Below are 23104 nucleotides of genomic sequence, written 5' to 3'. Positions count from 1 at the left end.
GATTTGGTGCCATTTTACCAGCGGAATTTATTCCAGTTCTCTGGGTTTGCCCAGAACTTTGAATTAAACCAATCTGGAACATGCTTATAGGTCAAGATGTTAAATTGCCATAAAGCAAAATCACTATCATGTGAAGTTTTATCAATGAGTTGTGTGAAACCTAAAGAACGTAATAACTGTTCATCACTGCGTTTACTTACTACAACAATTCGTTTTGCTAATAAATCTCTTAGCTTCACTAATAATTGTGACTTTTGTAGTTCAGTTATGTTCTGCATTTCATCTGTATCAAACAATACAAAACCCAAGTCATAACGCTGAGTAAAAGGCAGACTTAAAAGCTCAGTTACGGTAAAATAGTGCCATTGAATTGCGTTATTCTGGTCAATTTTCTGGCCAATACAAAGTGCAGTATGAATGGGCTGTTCGTTTGATAAATCGTCTAGCATAGAAGTGATGACATTTTGTTCAGCCATAACTGCAACCCTTAATTGAAAGATGTGAGTTTAAACTTTATGGAACTACAAGGCATTTGCCATAAAATGCATGCAGGCCTAAAAGATGCTAGTGTAACTGATCAACAGACAACCAAGGCAAATGTTGAATACAAATTTGTATTAGACCGTTCAGAAATTGATCTTCCTTTTAATTTAGGACAAGAACTAGAAATCGAATGGACAGGTAATATTTATTGCACTTCTTGTGGCACTAAAACACCAAAATCTTATTCTCAAGGCCACTGCTTTAAATGCTTTAAAACTAAAGCTGAATGTGACCTCTGCATTATGAAACCTGAAACATGCCACTATCATTTAGGTACATGTCGTGAAGATGACTTTGCCCATAATGTTTGTTTCCAACCTCATATTGTGTATTTGGCAAATTCTAGTGCTTTAAAAGTGGGTATTACCCGTGTTAGCCATATGCCAGGTCGTTGGTTAGATCAAGGTGCAACCCAAGCCTTACCTATTTTAAAAGTTGGATCACGCCGTTTATCTGGTCAACTTGAAACTATGTTTGGTTCTTTAGTTGCTGACAAAACTGATTGGCGCAAACTCCTTAAAGGCGAAGCTGAACCTTTAAATATGGTTGAACAACGTGATCAGTTAATCGAAGAGTTTGCACCGAAAATTCAAACTATTCGTGAAGAATTTAGTCAAAATCTTGAATTTAACGAAACGGTTGAACTACTAGAAAATGAATTGCCACGTGAGTTTGTTTATCCAGTTGAACAATATCCTGAAAAAATTAAGTCTCTAAACTTAGATAAAACACCAAAAATTCGTGGTGTATTACAAGGTATTAAAGGCCAATATTTAATTTTTGATATTGGTGTTATTAATATCCGTAAATATACGGGTTACGAGCTAATCGTACGTGCCTAAGTAAGTTTTAAAGCCCCTAAAATGGGGCTTTTTAATTAAGATAATCTATTTCTAAATAGCCAAGCTGCCAAAGGTAAAGTGACCAGTCCAAGTATGATCATTGGAATAAAGTTGAATTTGACTTGTGCAAAGCTTGCACCTTCCAAATAAACTCGTTGTACCAAGTTAATTCCAAACCTCAATGGATTTGCGTACGTTGCTATTTGTAATGCTTCCGGCATGTTTTCTACAGGAGTTAATAAACCTGAAAGCAACATTAAAGGCATAATCAATAAAAACGTAAAAAGCATAGCTTGTTGCATATTTAAAGATAATGCTGAAATTGACAAGCCCACACCGACTACAGCTACATTAAAACTCAATAAACCAAAATAAAGCAGACCAATAGAGCCATTCATAGGAATTTTAAACCAGAACAAAATGATCAATAAAATAATGGTTGATTGCATCAAACCTACAAAAATTGGAGGCAAGGCCTTACCAATCATTATTTGTAATGGCGTATACGGTGTCACTAATAACTGATCAAATGTACCTTGCTCACGTTCACGCGCAACTGATAAAGCAGATAAAAGTAATGTTTGCATCATACTTAAGGCTGCAATTAATGAAGGCATTAAGCTCCATCGAGACTCTTGATTTGGGTTATACCATGTTCTTGTTTCAAGGCTAATGGGTAAAGCTAAGTTAAATTTTTGCTGATTAAACTGACCAACAATTTTATTTAGATATGAACCAGCTACAACAGCAGTTGATGAGTTCCTGCCATCAACAATCACCTGTATAGATGAACTTTGGTTATTATTTAATTTACTATCAAAGTCAGACGGTATCGTAATTACAACCAGTGCCTGACGGCTATCAATAACTTGTTTGATTTGACCGGTATATTGAAGTGTTGCAACACGCTTAAAAATACCAGAGCCATCTAGTTTTGAGATGAGTTCATGTGAGACCTGCCCATTGCTCTGATCTAAAATTGCATAATCGACATGGTTAACATCATAAGTTGCAGCATAACCAAACAAAAGCGCTTGCATGAGGGCTGGTACAAATAGAATGACTCTATTTGCAGGGTCACTAAAAATGGTTAAGAATTCTTTTTTGACCAAAAAACTTAAATGTTTTAGCCAAGCGATTAGTTGCTGCCACATAACTTTATCTCAACCGTTTTTTCAGTGAAAAGTTCACAGCACATATCAAAACAACGATATATCCCAACAGAAAACCGCATTCTTTAAACCATAACTCCCAATCATCACCTCCCATAAATAACGTTTTAATTAAAATCATAAAATGTGTAGCCGGTAGTAACTGACTAATAATTTGCACAACCAAAGGTAAGTTACGGGTATCAAAAACAAACCCTGAAAGCATCAGCGCGGGCATAAAACTTGCCAATAAAGCAATTTGACTCGCCTGAAACTGACTTTGCGCAAAGCCAGATATAGTTAAACCAAGTAATAACGAGACAATTAAATATAGAAATGAAGCAGATAAAATTGAGAATAACGAACCACGCATAGGCACTTCAAAAATAAAATATGCAGCAACAATACAGATCACGATATCAATCATGCCGACCACCACATAGGGAATAAGTTTTGCTAATACAATTTCAAATGGCCGTACAGGTGTAACAAATAAAGCTTCAAGAGTTCCCCGTTCTCTTTCACGGGCAATAAGCAGTCCCGTTAAAAATGCGCCAATTAAAGTTAAAATAAGTACCATTAAGCCAGGGACTAAAAACCAAGTACTGTTTCCAGATTCGTTAAACCATATTCGTTGTTCAATATTAACGGCGCTTGACGTTGCTAATATTTGCCCACGGTCAACTTGTATAGACGGCGCAGTAGCTAAAGCACCTGCGACATAACCTTCTAAGGCTGTTGCTATGGTAGTGGATGTCCCATTTAATAATAGTTGAACCTTGGCATTACCTTGCTGTGCCTGACTGGCAAAATCTGAAGGAAAATGCAAGATGGCATCAATTTCGCCATCTCGAATGGCCTGCTCTGCTTCAGGCAAATTATGAAACTCTTGACTTCTTAAATATCGTGAGCCATTTAAACCAGCTAAAGCCTGATTGATCTGTAGTGAAGACTGATCAACGACAACACCGACTCGGGCCTTATTTAAGTCAAAAGAAAGTCCATAACCAAACAGTAGAATTAAAATAACAGGCAAAACGAGTCCAATCCCGAGGCTGCTTTTATCACGAATGAGCTGCTTATTTTCTTTACAAACTAATGCTGTCAGCCGATTCCAAAATCCAAAGCTCATTGTAGACCTCCTAACCAGCGTGCCTTAACACGCGTGCTTGTTCCACAATTGCTATAAAAGCCTCATTCATGTCACCAATATGTTTATCTTTACTTGCCAATTTACGGACTTGTTGGGGAGACCCTAAGGCCAATAACTTTCCAGCATCTTGTATGGCAATGCGGTCACAATATTCTGCCTCCTCCATAAAATGCGTCGTAATAATGATGGTAATGCCCTGATTTGCCAGTTCACCAATGCTGTACCAAAATGATCGCCGTGCAAGCGGGTCAATTCCGCTCGTGGGTTCGTCTAAAAATAAAATTTCTGGTTCATGTAATAGTGCAGCAGCCATAGATAGTCGTTGTTTATACCCACCCGGTAAATCACCACTTTTACTATGAGGTTTTAAATCGTATTGCTGTAAGGCTTTATCAATTTGTTGATTTATTTTTTTGCCAGATAACCCATAGGCTCCACCAAAAAACTTTAAGTTTTCCAAGACAGTTAAATTGCTATACAGTGCAAATTTTTGAGAGACATACCCCACTTTGGCTCTTGCCTCAGCACGAGCTATCCGTAAATTTTTACCAGCAACTTCCAAATACCCGCTACTTGCTGGTAGCAATCCACACAACATTCGAAATGTTGTCGTTTTACCCGCGCCATTTGGTCCAAGTAATCCAAATATTTCGCCACGTTGTACAGTAAATGATGTATTGGCAACAGCAGTAAAATCTCCAAAAGTTCGGACTAAATCTTTAACTACAATGATAGGTTGCTCTGATTTTAAATTATCGTTTTGTGCTAATTGAAAAGCTTGCTCAGAAATAGGTATATGTTTTGATTGCTTTTGAGTCTGCTGCAACAGCATCATAAATGCATCTTCAAGTTCAGGTGGTCTTGTATTTGCTTTTAGCCCTTCAGGTAAAGTATCGGCTGATAGCTCTTTTTGACGACTAATAAAGTTGACTTGGTCACCCTTTGGAACAGCATCAATAACGTCGACAGAATTACCAAGTAACTGGGCTTGTAAGGTCCGAGCTTTAATTTGTTCTGAAGGTTTTATACTCCATGTTTGTCCATGTGCTATTTCTTTTAATTGTTCAGGTGAACCTTGTTTTAAAATTTTGCCTTCGTGCATGATATAAACTTGGGCACATTTTTCTGCTTCATCCATATAAGCAGTACTTATAATTACGCTTAAGTTTTCTTCCTGAACAAGTTGTTCAATAATGATCCATAAATCTCGTCTCGATAGAGGATCTACCCCAACACTAGGCTCGTCAAGTAACAATAACTCTGGGGACCGAACTAAAGTACATGCCAATCCTAGTTTTTGTTTCATTCCACCAGAAAGTTGGCCTGCTAGGCGTTGAGTGAATTGAGTAAGATCCGTTATTTCCAATAACCGCTTAAACCTTTGCCCCCGTACATCCTTTGAAACGCCATGTAAGTCGGCATATAAATCTAAATTTTCCTGTACGCTTAAGTCTTCATATAGTCCAAAACGTTGTGGCATATAGCTAATACGGTCTTGTACAGCTTGCGGATTTTTACTTACTTCAATTCCAAGTACATTTAATGAACCAGAAGTCGCTTTATATAATCCTGCAATTAATCTTAATAAAGTTGTTTTTCCCGAGCCATCCGGACCTACCAAAGCGGTAAGTTCTCCGTTGTTAATTTGCATATTCAAATCAACAATTGCCGTAATTTCTGCTGTCTTTTTACTCTCAGCCTTAAAAGTCATGAACAAATTTTGAGCTTTAACCACTACTGTTCCATCAGTCATGAGCTTTTTCACCTGAAGCAAGTGGCACTTTTACAGACACAGGTTGGCCCATGTTCAATTCATCACTCGGATCATTTACATACACTCGAACCTCATAAACCAGTGTTGTTCTAATCTCTTCGGTCTGTACTGTTTTAGGGGTGAACTCTGCCACTGAAGATATATAACCAATTTTTCCATTAATGGGCTGATTAGAATCAGAATCACGAATAACTTGGGCCGTGCCACCCATCTTGATAGAACTTAAATCTTGTTCATTTACATACACACGAATCCATTTGGGATCGGTCAAAGCCAATGTATAAACGGCCTTTTGCGCAGTTGTCATATCCCCAACTTCTTGTAACCGAGCTCTTACCACTGCATTTACAGGAGACTTTAGTTCAGCTTGAGTAAGGTTATAGTTAATTAAATCTAAATTAGCTTTGGTTACTTCATACTGTGCTTTGGTCGCTTCACGATCTTCTTGTCTAGCACCTTTAATGATCAATTCTAAATTGGCTTGTCTTTCACGGACTGCTGCCTCGGCACTATCTTTATTACTTTTGGCATAGTCGAGCTCCTGTTGGCTAATTGCCCGACCATCAGTACTACTTACCAAAATTTGTAAGCGTTGCAGGTTTTTATTGGTTTTATCAAGCTCAGCTTGGGCAGATGCAAGTTGTGCTTTTGCTTGAGTGATTTCTTCTGGGCGAGCACCCACATCTTGTTTAACAATTGCCTCTTGTTGAGCTTTAAGTTGTGCTTGAGCTTGCTTTGCCTGAATGTGTAGTGCATTGGTATTAAGAGCCGCTAGTACTTGACCAGCTTTAACTTTATCACCCTCTTGAACTAACAGTTTCTCTATACGACCAGACTGTTCAAATGCAAGTGAAACTTGGCGAATATCAACATTTCCATATAAAGTTAATACATTATCTTTTTGATTTTTATTATTATATTTCCATACCCCAAAGCCGATGATAACCACAGCTATAACAACCAAGACGACGGCAATCAGTTTTTTCTTCATCTTATTGGCCTTCTTATTAAATTCAAATTTTATTAGTTTAAATTCAATTTAAATTTAAATTACTCCAATCTTTGAATAAAAGATATACTTTTATGGTGAGTGAAAATTAGGGTTAAACATGTCCAGATCTAGACGAAGTGATGGTGACTTAACCAAGTCTAAAATTATTGAGGCAGCAGGACCTTTAATTGCCCAATATGGTTTTGCAAAGACAGCGAACAAAACAATTGCTAACGCTGCGAATGTCGATTTGGCTGCAATTAATTATCACTTTGATGGTCGAGACGGGCTATATCAAGCTGTGTTAGTGGAAGCTCACGCTCACTATCTAGATGAAAAATTTTTACTAGAACTTGTTGAAAGCACTCGTTCACCAGAAGAAAAGCTAAGCTTATTACTTGAGACCTTGCTGCATAAGTTAACTGAAAAAGATGTTTGGCATGGCAAAGTCTTTATTCGTGAACTCTTTTCACCTTCTGAGCATTTATTAAATTTTATTGAATTTGCAGGTATGAGAAAATTTTTTCTTATTCGTAAGCTCATTAGTCAAGTTGCTGGTTTAGATGAAAATGATCCAGCGGTGTTGCCTTGTATTTTAAGCGTGATGACACCTTGCATGATGCTCATTATTGCCGGACCAAATGCTCAAGCACCTGAGCCGCTTAAAAATATTGCCCAGATGCCATTACACGGTTTAGTTGAACATTTTAAGAAATTTTCTTTAGCTGGCTTAAAAGCAATTAGCCAAGCAAATATTAAAAATTAGCTATTTAAACATTGCAAAATTGCCTGCACTGGATCTTCTGTATTTCCAGAAATAAGTTGTTTATGCATGGTTAAATGTTGCATCACTTGAATTTGAGCTGTCTCAACATTCATTAGTTTTTCTATTTCACTTGCTAAATGTTCTGGTGTGGCATCAGCTTGAATCAGCTCTTCAATGACTTTCTTACCCGCAATAATATTAGGCAAAGAATAATAAGGAATTTTCACCAAAAGCTTAGCAATTATATAGGTCAACCAATGTAATTTATAGAAAGTGACCATTGGTCTATGCATGAGCATGGCTTCTAATGTTGCAGTCCCAGAAGCTAAAGCAATGATATCACTTGCATTCATGACCATACGGCCAACTTTAGACTCGCTATCTGTATTTTCTAAAATATGAATTACAGTTTTCAAATTAGGCGCTAATTGTTCAACCCCCTGCTCAATCTGTTGTTTTCGTGCATCATTAATTGCGGGAATTAAAAATTGAATGTTTGGATATTTCTTATGCAGAATATTGGCAGTTCCAAGCAACATAGGTAAAAGTCGCTCTACCTCACCTTTTCGACTACCTGGTAATAACGCAATATGTTTTTGATTTTCATTAAGACCTAATTGCTGTTTGGCAATTTGGATTGGATTTTCAAGTGGCAATTGTTTAGCTAATGGGTGGCCTACAAATGCTGCTGGAACTTCATATCGTTCATAAAAAACTTTTTCAAAAGGAAATAAGCAAAGTACTAAATCTATGCTCTGCTTAATGCCATGAACTCGCCCTTGGCGCCACGCCCAAACTGATGGACTCACATATTGAACTGTTTTTATTGGAAGATTCTTTTCTTTAATACTTTTCGAAAGTCTAAGGTTAAAGTCTGGTGCATCAATACCAATAAAAATATCAACTGGATTTTGAGTCCATTGGTTAATTAAACCATCACGTACAGCGAATAATTTTTTTAAGTCTTTTAATACCTCAACAATCCCCATCACGGACAGAGTTTCCATTGGGTAATAACTGTTAAAACCTTCAGCAATCATTTGAGGACCACCGATTCCCTCAAATTCGGCATCGATTCCTTGTTCTCGAAAACTACGCATAAGTTTCACACCAAGCGTATCTCCAGAAACTTCCCCAACTACAATGCCTATTTTAAGTTTTCGGTTTGCCAAGGCGATTTACCCAAGAATTTGAAATAATGCATTCTAGCATAGAGGTTTATCAATCTTGAACTTGATCGATATGTACTTACCAAAAGCAGTCACAGCACAAGCGATCTAAAATTACACTCATTCACCATCTTTTAATCTAAATTAACAATGCAATTTGAATTGTAGCTTACATTTACAAACAATAAAATAAATGAGAATTATTTACATTATCCTTAATCTTATGAATATTCCACCTCGACCATTTAAGCTTACTGTAATCGCCTGCGCGATTTGTTATGCGAACCTCACTTATGCTCAAGACTCAGAGGTACAATCTTTACAGACGATCCAAGTTAAAGCCACAAGTGCTGAGCAGTCTTCTGAACAAACCAAAGCATATAATGTTAAGAATTCGAGTAGCGCAACCAAGCTTAATATAGAGGCTAAAGAAACTCCTCAAACTATTAATGTCGTTACTCGTCAGCAAATTGAAGATTTCGGACTTACCAGTACGCGAGATGTTTTAAAAAATACTCCGGGTGTAACCGTATCTAATCAAGAAACTGAGCGAACTACTTATATGGCTCGCGGCTTCGAGATTTCAAATATATTAACTGACGGCGTGGGTTTTCCCCTCTCAGGTTATAACTATAACAATACGAATCCTGATACTTATTTCTATGATCGTGTAGAAGTCGTTAAAGGTGCTGATTCTTTAACTAACGCCTTCGGTGATCCAAGCGCAACAATTAACAATATTAGAAAACGCCCGACTCAAGAATTCCAAGCAAGTGGCGGTGTAAGTTATGGTTCTTGGGATACGCAGCGTTATGAAGCTGATGTCTCTGGCGCAATCATACCGAGTGGAAAAGTACGTGGCCGTATTATGGGCTATGAGCAAACTGGTGATTCTTACCTTGATCGATATTCGTCAGAGAGAAATGGTTTCGCAGGTATTATTGAAGCTGATTTGACAGATAGTACTTTACTGACCGCAGGTTATAGCCAAGAACAAAATAAACCCAATGCAAACAACTGGGGTGCTCTGCCTTTGTTAGATGCTAATGGTAAACAAATTTCATATGACCGCTCATATAACCCCAACCCTGACTGGGCACACTGGGATAATGAAACACAAAATGCTTTTGTTGAATTAAAGCAAAAAATTAATGATCAATGGACCGCTAAGCTGACCTATAACTATCTTGATACCAAGCATAATAGTCGTCTTCTTTATTATTATGGTTATCCAAAAGCTGATGGATCAGGTGTTTCTCTAACCCCTTGGGGTGGTCAAGAGCACCAAGAAAAACATGCTGTCGATTTTAATCTAGAAGGAACATATAAACTTTTCAATCGAGAACATGAGGCATCTTTAGGCTATAGCTATGTACGTAGTCATCAGCAAGATAAACAATCTACAGGAACGATTAACGATAGTAACGTTATAAAATCAACTACTACGGATTGGTCAAGTTGGACACCGCAATCTATAACCTGGTCAGATTTCACAGAAGCTGCAAACTATAAGCAAAATATTAATTCCATCTATGCTGCGACACGCTTACATCTTAATGAAGATTTAAAACTTTTACTTGGTGCAAACTATGTCCAAGCTGAAAGTAAAGGTGAAAGTTATGGTTCACCAATGTCATATAGTGAAAGTAAAGTCTCACCCTATGTTGGACTAACTTATAACTTTACACCTGAATATACAGGTTATATGAGTTACACCTCAATTTTCCGTCCTCAAACTGGTATTGATAAAGATACCAATCAAGCTTTAAAACCTATTGATGGTAAAAGCTATGAGATGGGCGTAAAAAGTTCATGGTTAGATGACCGTTTAACAGGAACACTTTCAGTATTTAAAACTGAACAAAATAATTACCCTCTACGCAGCTCTGATGGAAATCCACTTAATCGAAAAGTACCAACGAGTGATTTAGAGTCACAAGGTGTAGAAGTCGGCTTATCAGGTCAAATCACAAATAATGTGAATCTTTCTTTCGGTTATGCTCAATTTAGTATTAAAGATATTAAAAATGGCGGCGAGGCAAGAACTTATAATCCAAACCAGACACTTAACGTGCTAACCACCTATACTCCGCCAGTTTTACCGAAGCTAAAAGTTGGTGCAGGCTTACAATGGCAAGATGGGATAAAGTTATATGATTCAAATGTTAACAGTACGATTAAACAAGATGCATATGCTTTAGTTAATTTAATGGCGAGCTATGAAGTCAACGATCATATTACGCTTCAGGCAAATGGTAATAATATTTTTGACAAGAAATATTTAAATAGTTTTCCAGATGGCCAAGCTTTTTATGGTCCTTCTGCCAACTATACAGTTGCTGTAAAGTTTAAATATTAATATCGTAGCCAATCTCAATTTAGGGATTGGCTTTACTTATTATTCTTTGTGTATGTGTCAGTAAAGATGTCCAAAACTGTAAATCTCCCTGTGTCATATCGTATAAAAGTTTTCTATCGATTCTTGCTAGTTTTCGGTATGGGCTTTGCCTGTATGGCGTATTTAAGTCTTGGACTCATTGGAATTTTCCTTTTGACCCTCGACAAAGCTGAAGCTATATATCTCGCAGCATTTATAGCAATTCTATTTTACGTCATCTTTGTGATTGTTGGTTTCTGCGTTCAATCACTTTTGAAACTCACTGGGCTATCAATTGTTTTGTGCGCCCTTTTCTTTTTTGTGACACGTATGGTGGGTTATGCATAAAGGTATACGTCAATCTATGGCATGGCTACACTCATGGACTGGCTTAATATTTGGATGGCTCGTATTTGCTATTTTCTTAATGGGTAGCCTATCTTATTACCGCCATGAAATTAATTTATGGATGCAGCCTGCACTTGCTCAATATGAAGTAAAGCAAGATATTGCTATTAAAACAGCATATCAATATTTACAAGAAAATGCTCCAGATGCCAAATCTTGGTATTTAACTGTGGCTACACCAGAAAGTCCCGTCAACACTATGTATTGGGAAAAAGCTGACGGCGGTTATGGCAATGCCACACTTGATGCTAACACGGGAAAAGAACTTCAACTTTCGGCAACTCTAGGCGGAGATTTTTTTTACCGCTTCCATTACCAACTTTTTGGCATTCCAATAATAGTTGGGCGATTAGTCGTGTGTCTTGCCGCATTTATTATGCTAATTGCTTTGGTTTCGGGCATTATTACCCATAAAAAAATATTCACCGACTTTTTTACTTTACGCACATTTAAGTCTCAGCGCTCATGGCTAGACTTTCACAATATTTCTTCAGTCGTTGCACTGCCCTTCTTTTTAACAATTACATTCACAGGCTTAGCAATTTTCTTTTATTTATATCTGCCTTGGGGAATGCAAAAGCTTTACCCTGAAAACCCTTATCAATATTTTACCGAAATCCGCACAAAGACTGTACTTGAGAATCAATCAATTCAGCCTGCTCAAAACTTAGCTATTGATAAGCTATTGAACCAAGTTCAACAAAGTTGGGGTAATCAACCTTTATCAACGATTAGTGTGAAAAACCCGAATACCAATCAGACGCAAATTACTTTTATTCAGCAAGAAGACCGCTCTATTACTCGTAATCAGGCTCAAATTACATTAAATGCTTCAACCGGCAAAGTTTTAGAAGACACACGTAATAATAGCCCTATTGCAACGTTAAATGCGGGAGTCTATGGGCTACATATGGCGACATTTGCTCAGCCTTTACTTCGTTTAGGATTCTTTTTCTCAGGCATTTTAGGCTGTGTAATGATTGCCTCTGGTTTGTTACTGTGGAGTCTTAAACGTCAAATTCAAAATAAGAATAGTAAATTTCATTTTGGACACTATTTAGTTGACCGTTTAAATGTTGCAGCGTTTGTTGGATTACCTTGTGCAACTGTCGCCTATTTAAGCGCCAATCGATTGTTTACAGTCACTTCAACCACAATCAATTATGAAGTTTATAGCTTTTTCTTAGTTTGGTTAATCAGCTTAATCATTGCTTTATTCACTAAAAAGCAGCATTTTTGGCGAACTCAACTTAGTATTTTTATTATGCTCTGTATTGCACTTCCCATCTTAAATCTAAGTTATTTACTTAAACATGAGTATGTTCAAAGTCTCAGAGATTATTGGACCTTTGCACGTGTAGATGTATTTTTATGGATCTTTGCAGCTTTAGCAATTTTTATATTCTGCAAAATTCAACCTATTCAACATAAAGCTGTAGAAAAGATTCAAAAAAAGCTGAATAAATTAAATACTGAGGTGAGCTCATGATTCTTATAGCTTTCATCTTAATTTTATTAGGTATGTATTTGTTATTTATGGCGAGCGAAAAATATCGATCGCCGAAATCAACAGGTCATTTCAAATCGCTAGCTCAAAAGTATTATCGACACTTTAAAATAGCTGCATTCATATTATTTGGTTTATGTGCATTTATTCTTATTCAACACTATAAATTTTCAATTGGTTTTGTCAGTTGGTGGATCTTTGCAACGCCATTAACTTTTATTCTTATACTTCTTGTTAATCCTCTAAAGTCTTCAAAATAAGCTCTTCTTTAAAAAATGATGAAAAATAGAACAAGCTAAGCAATATTTTGATTGCTTAGCTTTTTTTTGCATAAGCAAATCACTATTCATGACAACTGTTTATCTCTAAAAGGAATAAGATATGTGCGTTTCGTGATAAGTGGCGATAAAGATGTCTGGTGCTTTTGAATTTATCTTAGCAGGTATGTTAGTTGGTTTCTGTGTAGGGATCACAGGAGTTGGTGGTGGATCATTAATGACACCAATTTTAATTGGCCTTTTTAGAATTGAACCTCATATCGCAATTGGTACCGATTTACTTTATGCCGCAATTTCAAAATTTTGTGGATCAATGGTTCACGCTAGAAAGCTCAATATTGTCTGGCCAATTGTTTTATGGTTAGCAGTAGGCAGCATTCCTGCATCTTTCGGTACCACATGGGTACTTGAGCATTATTTAAGTCAGTCAACACACTATAAAGCTGTACTCACCATGGTTTTAGGTTTTATGCTGACTTTAACTGGTGTATCTATCATTTTCCGCTCCCGTATTGAAAAGTTCTTTAGTCGTTTTAGAAGTAAAGAAGTCACTCAAACTGAGACTGAGCATTTAGCTATCCATAAGAAACGTAGCTTTATCGTGGTGATGGGTATCATCTTAGGTGTATTCGTAACGCTTTCATCAGTCGGTGCTGGTGCATTTGGGATTATGGCACTCGTGATCATGTTCCCGAACTTACCAATGATTCGAATTATTGGGTCAGATGTTGTACATGCCGTATTGCTCACTTTAGTGGCTGGCCTTGGACATATGAGTGCTGGTAACGTCGACTTTACGCTTCTTATGTGGTTATTGGTGGGTTCAATTCCTGCAATTATTGTTGGTACGCTCATTAGTTCTCGTATGCCAGAACGTTTAATCCGAAAAATTTTAGGGATTACCCTATTTGCCCTCGGTGTTAACTTTATGGTTCACCCAGTCAAAGCAAAACCGAAAGCACATGTGGTACAACAACAAGCTGTGGTTGCCGAAAAAACAAGCAACTCAACTGAAAGATAGCAAAATCAATAAGATTTTTCCAAACTGAAATACCATGAGATGTAGGATTTTCATAATTATTTCATGGTATATTCAGTACACAAAACAACCTTTAGTATGATCGAACCAGTGACAGCAATGACTACACATTCAAATTCCGTTTCAAAGCCAGATATCGACGACGTTAATATTAAAAGCATTCAAACTCTTGTAACACCAGCTGAGCTTAAGTCAGAACTTCCTTTATCTGATGTTGCTTCACAAACTGTTCTAAAAGGTCGCGATACCATTCGTAATATTTTAGATGGTTCAGATAAGCGTTTGTTTGTCGTTATTGGTCCTTGCTCTATTCATGATCCAAAAGCTGCTCACGAATATGCCGATCGTTTAAAAGCATTAAGTGAAAAGGTCAAAGATTCATTGTATTTAGTTATGCGTGTTTATTTTGAAAAACCACGTACAACAATTGGTTGGAAAGGTCTCATTAATGACCCTGACATGAATGACTCTTTTAATATTGAAAAAGGTTTACGTATTGGTCGTAAGCTTTTGCTTGAGTTAAATGAAAAAGGTTTACCATGTGCAACTGAAGCACTTGATCCGAACTCTCCGCAGTACTACCAAGACTTAATTTCTTGGTCTGCAATTGGTGCCCGTACAACCGAAAGCCAAACTCACCGTGAAATGTCTTCTGGCTTATCTTCGCCAGTTGGATTTAAAAATGGTACAGATGGCGGTTTAACTGTTGCAACCAATGCGATGCAGTCTGTTAAATACGGTCATAGCTTCTTAGGTCTTAATGAAGACGGACAAGTTTCGATTATTAATACGAGTGGTAACCCTTACGCGCACGTAGTATTACGTGGTGGTAATGGTAAGCCAAACTACGATGCTGGCTCTGTTGAAGAAGCAGAAAATGCTTTAGCAAAAGCAAAAGTTAGCACTAAAATCATGATTGATGCGAGCCACGCAAACTCAAATAAAGACCCGTACTTACAACCACTTGTTCTTAAAAATATTACTGAACAAATTTTAGATGGTAATAAGTCAATTGTTGGTCTTATGGTTGAAAGTCATTTGAAAGGCGGCCGCCAAGATATTCCTGAGAATCTTTGCGATCTCGAATATGGTAAATCAGTGACTGATGGCTGTATTGACTGGGAAACGACTGAAAAAACATTACTTGAAATGCATGAAGCTTTAAAAGACGTTTTACCAAATCGTTAATACATCTTTTTAAGAAGATCAATTAAGCCCTCATTTTTGAGGGCTTTTTTTATTTTTCTTTGTCGGAATTCAACATCAAACTAAATAAAAATAACTCACCACAAAAGCAAAAAGCAGCACGGTTTCGCTAAGCTCAATCGCTGCCCCCACTGTATCACCTGTAATACCGCCAATTCTTTTAATAAAGAGATGCCTTAAATAAACAAGGCTAATTAAAAACACAATGATGCCAATAAGCCCTTGCCATTCCCAATATAAAGCCAATAGCAGAACCAACCCAGCTATTATCCAAGAAGTCGTTTTAGGTAAATGATCAGTCAACGAATGACCTAAACCTTTTTCACGAACATATGGTGTAGTTAAAAACAAAATAGATGGTACAACACGCCCAAGGATGGGAACAAAGACTAAAAATAACGTTTGATGCTGTTCAATCAACACATAAATCAGTACAAATTTAAGCAAACAAATAATAACTAAACTTAGCACGCCAATTGGACCACAACTTGGATCCTTCATGATTTGTAAAGTGCGTAGTTTGTCTCCAAAACCACCTACCCATGCATCTGCCGTATCTGCTAGTCCGTCTAGATGTAATCCCCCTGTCAGCCAAACCCATAAAGCCATGATGATAACAGTAAGCAAAATAACGGGTAATTTAACTAAAAGACACGAGATAAGAAAAAGAATGCCACCAATAATCAGCCCAACCAGTGGATAAAACAAAATAGCTCGACCATTTTGTTGCGCCGTTGGCATTGTCTTTAGCTCAATAGGCAGAACAGTTAAAAATTGCAATGCAATCCAAAAAGGTGTCATATCCAAGTCTCTAACTGATCTATATTTAAAAGCAAATTGGATTATGAAGAAATAAAAATGGGAATAGCAATCCCTATTCCCATTAAAGACTTCAAAAACTAAAAATCTATTGCATTTGATAGCACTGTTTCAATTTGATGTAGTCGTAGTAAAAACTAGTTGGTGTATAACGTGCATAGTTACATGCAGATTTGAACAAAGTTTCTTTTTCGTTATAAAGCATTTTTACCAAAGTATTGCCTTGGCTATTTTGGTAAATATCCCATTGAACATTTGCCGCCATAGGTGAAACTACTTCACCACGCCATGCGCTAGTTGAGTAATTATAGGTCTGACGTAGTGGTAAAGGCTGCATCATATTATGTAAATCTAGGCTGGTTGCTAAAGGAATAATAATTTCAGCATGGGCAAACCGTAAAACTGCTTTGTAAGGCTGAGCTTTATTCACCACGGCGTCAACTTGTTGGAATAGGTCATGTTTAAGTCCTTGAGCAATTTCACTCGTGACTTGATTTGACTCTGTAAAACTTGGACCTTTTTCGTAAAAATCGTTTGCATCATTAAATTCAGCGTAGAATTTCGCAACATCTAACGGCATATATTTATCAAAATCGATACCCTTTAACTCATCTTTCATGCCACCAGAAATTGAATAGAGCTCATAAATATAAGCTGCTGCATCAACTGCACTAGCAATCGTATTTTTCCCCTTACCTTTTTCTGTAATTTGCTCACCTTTTGGTGAAGTTACCGTAAAGGATCCGGTATTGCTAAAGTTATAACCTGTTGTACCCAGTTTTTTAATAAAGTCTGCTTTAAAAATCGGATTAAGTACAGTTTGAGCTGTTTTTTCAGCTTCTGTATTTTTTGATAACTCATCTAACTTTTGGGCTAAATCTTTATTATTTTCTTCAAAATCTTGATAGGACTGACTAGCATCATAAATTTTTTGTTGACCAGCACTAAGTGGTTGGACCAAGTCTTCATCTGCATTCAAACTATGAAAATAAAGTTTAAAACGATCAACACCACCATCTTCAGCACTTGGAACGCTTGCACTCGATAAATTAGTATAAGACGTTGGCACAATTTTATCTTTAAGTTGCGGTTGTTGTTGAATGAGTTCAGCAGTGAAGAATTTAGCACTATCTACCGCACGATCCACCCCAGAACTTTGTACCAATATAGATGCTTGCGAATTTAAAAGACTTGGCAAGCGCTGTAATAAACGATCTGCAATGCCGCGGTGTTCTAAAATACCAGTCATGGTTTCATTTCCATAACCGTACTGACGGATCCCTTCTACGCCATAGCCTAATAAGATATTGGCTTTCATCATTGCTTCTAAATCTGCACCCAATTGTTCACCTAATGGTGTTAAGGCATTTTCTGCTTTTGCCTGTTTCCATAAATTATAAAGTGCCAAATCATATTTCAGACTTGAGAGACCTCTTGAACCGTGACGTGCCACTAACTCGGTAAAAACTGGCTGGAATCCATTGGGTGCTTGCTCATAGTTTTTTATTTCTTGTTGTGGTTGATAAGGCGTTTTAGTTTGATAATATTTTGATGCATTTGTGGATGGTGTCGTTTGAACATCTTGATCATCATTATTATTACAAGCCACAAGTAATAATGATACTGCGAGCACAGTCGTTTTAAATAAAATATTCATAAGTCAGATGAGTAAGTAATAAGAAATGCCAATAGCTTAATTTTTAGCAATGACAGTTCTATTACAAATACTCAAATATCTTTATAAAAATAATAACTTACATATGTATAGAAATATAAATTTGCTATCTCAACATGAAAGTTAATTGACCATCTATTTCAGAAAATTCGAATGAATATAATTTTCCAAGCTCTGCCGGCATTTTTAGTAAATCATCTAGAGGTTGTTGCGTGGCTAAACAAGTTAATAGCTTAATCACACCACCGTGGGTAACAACCAATCCATGTTGCCAATTTTGGTTTTGCATTTCTATGAGTAGTTCCTGAAAGCCTTTAAGAACCCTTATTTGAAATTGCATTAATGTTTCTGCACGTGGTGGACAATATTGACTCGGTTTTTGCCAAAAATTTGCCAATAATTCTGGTGAAGTTTCATAAATTTGCTGAGTTGAGACACCTTCCCAATCACCAAAATACATTTCTTTTAAGTCATGGTTTAAAAGCAAAGGTAGCTGAGTTGTCTTTGCAAGTTGCTCAGCAAAATAAGCACAACGTTTTAGTGAAGAACTTATAATGACATCCCATGACTGATTTGCAACTTGCTCAATGGTTGACTGCATCTGCTGCCAACCTTTTGCCGTTAACTCATCATCCAAGTGTCCACGTAAAGTATGGCTATCTTGACTCTCGCCATGTCTGAGTAAATCGATTCTGAATTTACCCAATTTTATCCCCGCTTACGGCAGCTTGAGCAAAAGTAGCCATTTGGTTGTGTAATACACATGCCATTTTAACTAATGACAAAGCAGTACCTGCACCACTACCTTCACCTAACCGTAAATTCATTTTTAAAATCGGCTCTGCATTGAGTTCTTGCAAAATACGACGGTGTCCATACTCTGCCGATTGATGGCCAAATAACATCCAGTCACGTACTTTAGGGTTCATTCGTACCGCGCATAAAGCAGCAACCGAACTAATAAAGCCATCCACAATAATAGGTAAGCCCATCTGCGCACATCGAATATAAGCACCTACAATTGCTGCAATTTCCAATCCACCTACAGCACACAGTGTTTTGAATACATCACCAACAACATGTTTATGGTGAAGTTCGATTGCTTGTTCAATTACTTCAATTTTATGTCTTAACTGATCGGCACCAATTCCTGTCCCTACTCCAGTTAATTGCTCAGCAGTATCATTTAATAAAAGACATGCTAAAGCAGAAGCGGAACAAGTATTTCCAATACCCATTTCACCCGCAATATAAATATCTGCACCGTTGGCTTTAGCCGTGTCTACACTATTTTTACCTAACTCTAGAGCAGCACGGCATTCCTCAGTATTCATTGCAGCTTGTTTAGCAAAATTTGCTGTACCAGCACGGATACAATGACATTCAACGCCTACGTATTCGTATGCTTCACCTACTGTACCGCAATCAATCACTTGCAAATGAGCTTGATGATATTTGGCAATGACACTAATTGCTGCACCACCGGTCGTGAAGTTTTGCAGCATTTGACGGGTTACGGCTTGAGGATATGCAGAGATATTTTCTTCAACCACACCATGATCGCCCGCAAAAATCGTAATCCATGGATGGCCGACTTGTGGATGTACATTTGACTGTAAACTAGCAAGTTTAACAGCTATCAGTTCTAAATCCCCTAAGGCACCAGTAGGTTTTGTGAGTTGGAGTTGATGTTGCTCTGCTTGTTGTTTTGCGTCCAAATTTGGTTGCTGTACAGACTCTAACCACCAGTTCATTTTATTTCTCACCTTTTAAAATCATTGGAAAACCAGCCACACAAAACACCACCTTATCTGCAATTTGCCCTAGAGCTTGATGTAGTCTGCCTGCTTCATCTACAAATCGTCGACTTATCTCACCGAGTGGTACAACGCCTAAACCCGTTTCATTACTTACTAAAATAATTTCTGACTCAAGCGTAGGTAAAACTTTTAACAGCTGCTCACACTCAAGTTGTTGAACACTTTGATCATCTAAAAGTAACAAATTGGTTAGCCAAAGCGTTAAACAATCCACCAAAATAATTTGATTAGGGCGATCAGTTTTTTGTAGAGCATTTGCTAAATATAATGGCTCTTCAACCAAAGACCAGTGAGCAGGACGCTGATTTTGATGGTGTTCAATTCGACTTTGCATTTCTGGGTCAAGCGCTTGCGCAGTAGCAACATAAGTCACAGCTAATTGCGTATTTATTGCCGTTTGTTCAGCCAGTCGACTTTTACCAGAACGGGCTCCACCTAAAATCAGTTGCAACATGAATCACCTAAAAACAAATGCTGAGATGGATATAACTTACCTTGTAAAGTTTGAGCTTGATAATAACCAAACGTTAGATGCTCGAACTTAAGATCAAATTCAGCGTGTTTGTATTGTACAGGTAATTCAGAAATTTTATGTAAAATCAAATCACTACTATATTCTTTTTTATATAACCCCAAAGTAATATGCGGACAATATTCTAAAGCAGCTATTTCATTAGAAACTAAACCTAGCTTTTGGCGTATTAGAGGCAAGGTATTTTTGATATCTTGGATTTGAACAAATAAAGCACTAGTAAAACTATCAATTGAACCAATTTTTAATTGAAATGAGGAAAAATTCTCTTTTCTTAAGATTTCTCTTTGCTGCTCAAATTCACTCAAACTAAAGTCATCACTATAGATTCTAGTTTTGTGGGTTAAAAATCCACATATAAACAGCGTGATATGATATTGACGATTATTGGGTTCTACTAAAAATTCTGAAAAATGCGCGCGCAAGGCATCTAAATAATCAACTATTTTTTGATCATTAATTTCTAAATACCATAAAGCATAATTTTGGCGCCCAAGATGCCATTCGGGATAATCCCGTATAGAGGTTGGCACCATGAACGTCGAAGGTTTTAGCAGCACAGCTTTAATTCAAAATCATTCAATTTTCATATTAAAGCACGTTTGCCTTTCAGTTGTAGAACATTAATTATTTAAACGAACTTAAGCATACTGAGTACGCGTACTTTTGGAGTTGGTAATATTCATGTTTAAAGGCTGTTTGCCTTGTTCAGAAAATAAATATTGAACTAATTGCGTTAACTCAACTTCAAGTTGTCTTCTTTGGGTAGTATTCATATCCATTTTTTGAATTTGCTGTTGTAAATGTTTGATTACATCAGCCTCTTCAATTTCTAAATATTGAATTGCATACGCATACCCTAGCGCAGCGCCTTTTAATAAGTTTTTATAAGGCAAATCATGACCTATATTCACCTCAATTGACGCAATTACTCTTTCATTATGAGTTAATTTGCGAAGTGGATCTCTGGCCACTCGTTGACAAGGGTCTTTAAAAGCATATTCACATGAGTCTAGAAAGCTTTGTGCCATACGATCCAAATCTTTTGCATAGTTAGGTAATACAATTGCAAGCCCTTGCTTTACTTCTCTAATTAAGTTTTCTGCAAATGCTTTAACTGAATGATCACCCATGGCAACACCGATAGATTCATAACCTAGTAAAGATGCGTACCAAGCAAGCATGGCATGCACGCCATTCCATAGTCGGTTTTTGATTAATTGTATATCTGTAATCTGATTAACCAAGACAACTTGACGTAACTTTTCGAGCAAAGGACTGCCTTTTTCTACATAAATTGGCATATCCGTTTCGCTATGAAACAGAATTAGGTCCATGCTTTGTAATATATGACCTGGCTGGAAATTACGGCGCATGTTATCAACATATAAAGATGCCTGGTTTTGCTGATCTTGAGTCAGTTTATTGCAATCTTCAATTTCGACTTGTTCTTCATACTCGACATCAGATAAATGCTGTTCAAGAAAGTGATGCTTAATGCGAAGTTGGCGATATAAATTTTGATTAGATAGCTTTGAAACCATGCGGTTTACAACAGTGTCGCAAAAGTAATGTTCTTTTAAAATATGCTCAGTTACATCTTCATCGTTAGTTAACTCTAGTAGAGCTTCTCTAAGATGCTTCATAACCAAATATTTCGCACCGACTTTATTTAAAATAATTAGAAAAGTTAACGGTTCAATACATGTTTCAAGTGGCGAGTTAAAACGCGCATATAATCCTTTTGCAATTATTTTTGACTCAGCCTCGATCGCTTGCTCAGGTAAGCAAAGTGCAATCAAACTTGAATGTGTATACATCTCTAACATTTGTTGTTCATTGTCAGAATCAACAATGGTCATATTCTCAATACGTTCATCATAAGAAAATTGACCATAGCGAATACTATAAGTTCCAAATGCATTCACAGCCTCTCGAAAAAGACTATTACGTGTTGAAGCAATAATTCTCTTTGGTTTTGTGTACCCATCCCAATGTGACAAGATTTGCGCTATATAACCACCGCCAATAGCACCGAAACCATGTATTCCAACCGTCAGTTGATTTAGGCTTTGCGGAAAAGGCTCCTGCATATCTGGCATATCCATAACAGGAATAAATTGGTCGAGATCACTTAACAAGTCATACATCTGATCATAATAAAAATGTGCTTTTTCCAGCATTTCATCATTTGGTTCTTTAATATCTTTTAATAAAATCGTCAAACCTTTTGAAGTGTGAGCCGAAGTTAAACCATTTTCAGAATCTTCAAACATAAGACACTGGTTAGCATCCAAGTGAAGTTGACTAGCAGCTTTTAAAAAGATTTCAGGATGCGGCTTTCCTTGTTCGACTTCATCACCACAGGTAACCACATCAAAAAATTTATAAACATTCGCATTAATTAAATATTCTTCGGCAATTGCTCTACGGCTTGAAGTCGCAACAGCCATTCTTAAGCCAGATTTTCGTAAACGTTCTAAAACTTGAACTAAACCTTTTTTAATCGGTACGCCGTGTTTTCGAATATATTCGAGTTCCATCTCATCGGCTCTTTTTCGTATTTCTTTATAGGGAACATTTACGCCATATAAACGTTGAGCCAATTGTTCAGCAGTAGTTGCACTTAAACCTAAACATTGCATTAAATATTCGTGTGAAAACTCCTGTCCAATGAGTTCTTGAGATGCTTGTTGCAGTGTTTGAAACCGCAACCTCTCAGTATCAAACATTGTCCCATCCATATCAAAAATTGCTCCATGAACAGGTTTTCCATGAAAAATAAGCACGCTTTTACCTCTTTTTTGATCATGTTTTATTCAGAGTATACAAAAAATTGGTTAAAAAGGCGGGATATTAATAAATGAAACATTAGTGGTTATTTTTTAATCAAAAATATAAGAGATCTGTTACTGAGTAGCGTTAAAACTCTAAAAAGGTTGAACAATATGAATAAGTATGAAGCTAACTATAAATACAAGAGTGGCAAGCCATCCTCGCTTGCCACTCTTGGTTTATTCTTTTTGTTGCGCTGATAGTATTTATTTTTCTTAG

The 23104-nt window shown here is 36.9% G+C and carries 22 protein-coding genes; 8 read left to right on the top strand and 14 right to left on the bottom strand.

The annotated features are described in order from the left end of the window. Nucleotides 1-14 precede the first annotated feature (14 nt). Nucleotides 15-476: a DUF6231 family protein gene (locus F886_RS10875; protein ID WP_005304907.1), complete on the bottom strand. Its 462-nt coding sequence runs from the start codon at nucleotides 474-476 to the stop codon at nucleotides 15-17. A gap of 39 nt (nucleotides 477-515) precedes the next feature. Between F886_RS10875 and F886_RS10870 the strand changes: the two genes are divergently transcribed. Further along, a complete protein-coding gene (locus F886_RS10870) occupies nucleotides 516-1385 on the top strand; it encodes a DUF2797 domain-containing protein (protein ID WP_005304905.1) in 870 nt (289 codons plus the stop codon). Nucleotides 1386-1420: 35 nt separating this feature from the next. On the opposite strand, the gene F886_RS10865 is transcribed toward F886_RS10870, so the two are convergent. From F886_RS10865 to F886_RS10850, 4 genes are read right to left on the bottom strand one after another with little or no spacing between them, the layout of a single operon-like run. Then, a complete protein-coding gene (locus F886_RS10865; protein ID WP_005304902.1) occupies nucleotides 1421-2539 on the bottom strand; it encodes an ABC transporter permease in 1119 nt (372 codons plus the stop codon). 4 nt (nucleotides 2540-2543) lie between these two features. Continuing rightward, on the bottom strand, nucleotides 2544-3668 hold the full coding sequence (locus F886_RS10860; RefSeq protein WP_005304899.1) for an ABC transporter permease: 1125 nt from the start codon (nucleotides 3666-3668) through the stop codon (nucleotides 2544-2546). Between the two features lie 10 nt (nucleotides 3669-3678). Continuing rightward, complete coding sequence (locus F886_RS10855; protein WP_005304886.1) at nucleotides 3679-5442, bottom strand: ATP-binding cassette domain-containing protein; 1764 nt, start codon at nucleotides 5440-5442, stop codon at nucleotides 3679-3681. Beyond that, nucleotides 5435-6454 carry an HlyD family secretion protein gene (locus F886_RS10850; RefSeq protein WP_005304884.1) on the bottom strand — a complete coding sequence of 340 codons (1020 nt, stop codon included), beginning with the start codon at nucleotides 6452-6454 and terminating at the stop codon, nucleotides 5435-5437. Before F886_RS10850 ends, F886_RS10855 begins: the two co-directional genes overlap by 8 nt. 118 nt (nucleotides 6455-6572) lie before the next feature. On the opposite strand from F886_RS10850, the gene F886_RS10845 reads away from it, so the two are divergent. Next, the gene (locus F886_RS10845; RefSeq protein WP_005304872.1) at nucleotides 6573-7220 is read left to right on the top strand and encodes an error-prone polymerase regulator EppR; all 648 of its coding nucleotides are present in this window, start codon (nucleotides 6573-6575) and stop codon (nucleotides 7218-7220) included. Here the strand turns inward: F886_RS10845 and lpxB are convergent. Continuing rightward, on the bottom strand, nucleotides 7217-8392 hold the full coding sequence (gene lpxB / locus F886_RS10840) for a lipid-A-disaccharide synthase (RefSeq protein WP_005304869.1): 1176 nt from the start codon (nucleotides 8390-8392) through the stop codon (nucleotides 7217-7219). The two genes, F886_RS10845 and lpxB, sit on opposite strands and share 4 nt — an antisense overlap. 220 nt (nucleotides 8393-8612) lie before the next feature. On the opposite strand from lpxB, the gene F886_RS10835 reads away from it, so the two are divergent. From F886_RS10835 to F886_RS10820, 4 genes are all read left to right on the top strand, one after another. After that, a complete protein-coding gene (locus tag F886_RS10835; protein ID WP_005304868.1) occupies nucleotides 8613-10748 on the top strand; it encodes a TonB-dependent siderophore receptor in 2136 nt (711 codons plus the stop codon). A 66-nt stretch (nucleotides 10749-10814) separates the two neighbouring features. Then, nucleotides 10815-11114, top strand: coding sequence for a hypothetical protein (locus F886_RS10830; protein WP_005304867.1), 300 nt, complete (start codon nucleotides 10815-10817; stop codon nucleotides 11112-11114). Beyond that, complete coding sequence (locus F886_RS10825) at nucleotides 11107-12663, top strand: PepSY-associated TM helix domain-containing protein (protein ID WP_005304866.1); 1557 nt, start codon at nucleotides 11107-11109, stop codon at nucleotides 12661-12663. Before F886_RS10830 ends, F886_RS10825 begins: the two co-directional genes overlap by 8 nt. Further along, a complete protein-coding gene (locus F886_RS10820) occupies nucleotides 12660-12941 on the top strand; it encodes a hypothetical protein (protein ID WP_005304865.1) in 282 nt (93 codons plus the stop codon). The genes F886_RS10825 and F886_RS10820 overlap by 4 nt, the downstream gene beginning before the upstream one ends. On the opposite strand, the gene F886_RS19860 is transcribed toward F886_RS10820, so the two are convergent. Next, the gene (locus tag F886_RS19860) at nucleotides 12933-13031 is read right to left on the bottom strand and encodes a hypothetical protein (protein WP_081402156.1); all 99 of its coding nucleotides are present in this window, start codon (nucleotides 13029-13031) and stop codon (nucleotides 12933-12935) included. The two genes, F886_RS10820 and F886_RS19860, sit on opposite strands and share 9 nt — an antisense overlap. A gap of 61 nt (nucleotides 13032-13092) precedes the next feature. On the opposite strand from F886_RS19860, the gene F886_RS10815 reads away from it, so the two are divergent. After that, nucleotides 13093-13980 (top strand): sulfite exporter TauE/SafE family protein, encoded by an 888-nt coding sequence (locus F886_RS10815; RefSeq protein WP_005304864.1) that lies wholly within the window; start codon nucleotides 13093-13095, stop codon nucleotides 13978-13980. A 96-nt stretch (nucleotides 13981-14076) separates the two neighbouring features. Further along, on the top strand, nucleotides 14077-15186 hold the full coding sequence (locus tag F886_RS10810) for a 3-deoxy-7-phosphoheptulonate synthase (protein WP_013198033.1): 1110 nt from the start codon (nucleotides 14077-14079) through the stop codon (nucleotides 15184-15186). A gap of 75 nt (nucleotides 15187-15261) precedes the next feature. On the opposite strand, the gene F886_RS10805 is transcribed toward F886_RS10810, so the two are convergent. From F886_RS10805 to mtlD, 7 genes are all read right to left on the bottom strand, one after another. Then, nucleotides 15262-16005, bottom strand: a complete 744-nt coding sequence (locus tag F886_RS10805; RefSeq protein WP_005304858.1) for an adenosylcobinamide-GDP ribazoletransferase — start codon at nucleotides 16003-16005, stop codon at nucleotides 15262-15264. A 106-nt stretch (nucleotides 16006-16111) separates the two neighbouring features. Further along, a complete protein-coding gene (locus tag F886_RS10800) occupies nucleotides 16112-17680 on the bottom strand; it encodes a histidine-type phosphatase (RefSeq protein WP_005304855.1) in 1569 nt (522 codons plus the stop codon). A gap of 124 nt (nucleotides 17681-17804) precedes the next feature. Then, nucleotides 17805-18404, bottom strand: a complete 600-nt coding sequence (locus tag F886_RS10795) for a histidine phosphatase family protein (protein WP_005304853.1) — start codon at nucleotides 18402-18404, stop codon at nucleotides 17805-17807. Next, nucleotides 18397-19452 (bottom strand): nicotinate-nucleotide--dimethylbenzimidazole phosphoribosyltransferase, encoded by a 1056-nt coding sequence (gene cobT, locus F886_RS10790; RefSeq protein WP_005304849.1) that lies wholly within the window; start codon nucleotides 19450-19452, stop codon nucleotides 18397-18399. Before cobT ends, F886_RS10795 begins: the two co-directional genes overlap by 8 nt. A gap of 1 nt (nucleotide 19453) precedes the next feature. Continuing rightward, nucleotides 19454-19972, bottom strand: a complete 519-nt coding sequence (gene cobU, locus F886_RS10785) for a bifunctional adenosylcobinamide kinase/adenosylcobinamide-phosphate guanylyltransferase (protein ID WP_005304848.1) — start codon at nucleotides 19970-19972, stop codon at nucleotides 19454-19456. Beyond that, the gene (locus tag F886_RS10780) at nucleotides 19960-20586 is read right to left on the bottom strand and encodes a 2'-5' RNA ligase family protein (protein ID WP_005304846.1); all 627 of its coding nucleotides are present in this window, start codon (nucleotides 20584-20586) and stop codon (nucleotides 19960-19962) included. Before F886_RS10780 ends, cobU begins: the two co-directional genes overlap by 13 nt. Nucleotides 20587-20691: 105 nt before the next feature. After that, a complete protein-coding gene (gene mtlD / locus F886_RS10775; protein ID WP_005304844.1) occupies nucleotides 20692-22839 on the bottom strand; it encodes a bifunctional mannitol-1-phosphate dehydrogenase/phosphatase in 2148 nt (715 codons plus the stop codon). Between the last annotated feature and the right edge of the window lie 265 nt (nucleotides 22840-23104).

The organism is Acinetobacter sp. NIPH 542 (genome assembly GCF_000369825.1).
Classification (GTDB): Bacteria; Pseudomonadota; Gammaproteobacteria; order Pseudomonadales; family Moraxellaceae; genus Acinetobacter; species Acinetobacter oleivorans.
The sequence above is the reverse complement of the archived record's forward strand: the minus strand, read 5'-3'. Positions and strand labels throughout refer to the sequence as shown.